1 protein-coding gene and 1 pseudogene are annotated in these 1633 nt (G+C 66.4%); one reads left to right on the top strand and one right to left on the bottom strand.

Annotation, left to right across the window (positions count from 1 at the left end):
* Positions 1-445 (bottom strand): annotated as a pseudogene (locus HUK84_RS17345) (hypothetical protein); the annotation flags it as partial.
* A 699-nt stretch (positions 446-1144) separates the two neighbouring features.
* Between HUK84_RS17345 and HUK84_RS17340 the strand changes: the two are divergent.
* A partial coding sequence (locus tag HUK84_RS17340; RefSeq protein WP_176641373.1) for a LysR family transcriptional regulator occupies positions 1145-1633 on the top strand: 489 nt, incomplete at its 3' end.

Here is a 1633-nt window from a genome sequence, read left to right as displayed (position 1 = left end):
CGGGCACGACCACCGGTTCGGGCGCGGCCTTCGGTGCGCGGGCACGGCGGGCGGGCTTGGCGGCGACCGGCGCGGGTTCGATGACCGGCGCGGGCTCGATTTTCGGTTCGGCAGCCTTGGCCTTCTTGCGCGCGCCCTTCACCTTGACCGGCGTCTCGGCAATTTCGGAGGCCGGGGCTGCGATCTTCTCTTCGACCGGGGCGGCCGTCACCTTGGCTTCGCTCTTCTTCGCGGTCGCCTTGCGACGCGTCCGCGCGGACGTCTTCGTTTCTTCACTCATACAGATGCAACCTTTCGCACGCCATGATGTCCATCGCCCGCCCTGCCGCACGGTTACGCTGCAGGCGGGTCGCCCGAGCAGGGTGCCCTGGAAGGCCGTATCGATCCTGTCGCGCCAGAGAGCCCCGTCCGAACTGAGGCCATGAAATACCTCGTTCTTCCGCATCATCTCGGGCCTGAACGCACATATGTCAAGTCAAAGAGAATAGAGGATGATTTTTTTCTTGCATCGGGTCACGCATCCGTGGGGTCGCGTCCGACGGGATTCGGAACGCAAATTCAATTCGATCCACATATAATAATGATCTTATGGAAATTCATCCACCGCGCCCGGTCCGTCGTGCCGGGCGGCGCGCCCGGGCGACGGACACGGCATCCGGGCCGGACGGGCCGGTCCGGACGGTTCGCGAAACGGAGCCGAATCAAAACAAGAATCCGGAACCCGCCCCGCGGCACGGTCCCGACGCGCCCCAGGCGCGCTTCCATACGTGCCTCGACACGACCTTCGGCCCCTCCCTTGGGAAGGCATGCCTTCCGGTACAGGTCGCGTCCGATGCCGCCGATCATGGCCGGATCGGAATCCTCGGCTGCCTGAACAAGGATTGTCCCGGCCATCGTGCTCACGCTGCCGTGCCCGGTGCCGAGGCCCCGGATCGCGACGATCGGCGTGCCCGGCGCCATGCCGTGGCTCTTCGGCAGGACATGGGGAAAGATGGGGGGAAAGACGGGGAGAAAGACGGGGGGCGGGAGGGGCGATCCGGAAATTCCCGGGCCGGGGCGGGGTTATGCATGGACAAAAGGGACGCGACGACGGCATCGTCCGGAAAACGGAAAGAATGGCCCCCCTCATGTTCAGAACAACGCTATGACGCGCCTGCCCGATCTGGAAGCATGGGCGATCTTCGCCAAAGTCGTGGAAACGGGATCCTTCGCCCGGGCGGCGGAGGAATTGCAGATTTCGAAACCCACCGTGTCGAAAGCCATCGGCCGGCTGGAAGCGCGGCTGGGCTCGCCGCTGCTGCATCGGACGTCGCGGCAATTCTCGCTGACCGAGACGGGACGGGGCGCGCTGGATCGTGCCACGCGGATTCTGGCGGATGGCGAGATGGTCGAGGCCGAGGCCCGCGAGCAGACGGTCCATCCGCGCGGGCTGATCCGGCTGACCGCGCCGATGACCTTCGGCATCGCGCATCTGGCGCCGGAACTGCCTGAATTCATGGCGACCTATCCGGATCGCGACATCGCCATCACCTTCCGCGCCCCGCAGATGGCCCTGGTCGGCGGCGGCTACGACCTGGGGGTGCGGATCGCGTCGCGGGCGGACTCGTCGCGGCGCGCGCGGCGCCTGTGCGCG

The sequence above is a fragment of the Nguyenibacter vanlangensis genome (assembly GCF_013376155.1).
Taxonomy (GTDB): Bacteria; Pseudomonadota; Alphaproteobacteria; order Acetobacterales; family Acetobacteraceae; genus Gluconacetobacter; species Gluconacetobacter vanlangensis.
The sequence above is the reverse complement of the archived record's forward strand: the minus strand, read 5'-3'. Positions and strand labels throughout refer to the sequence as shown.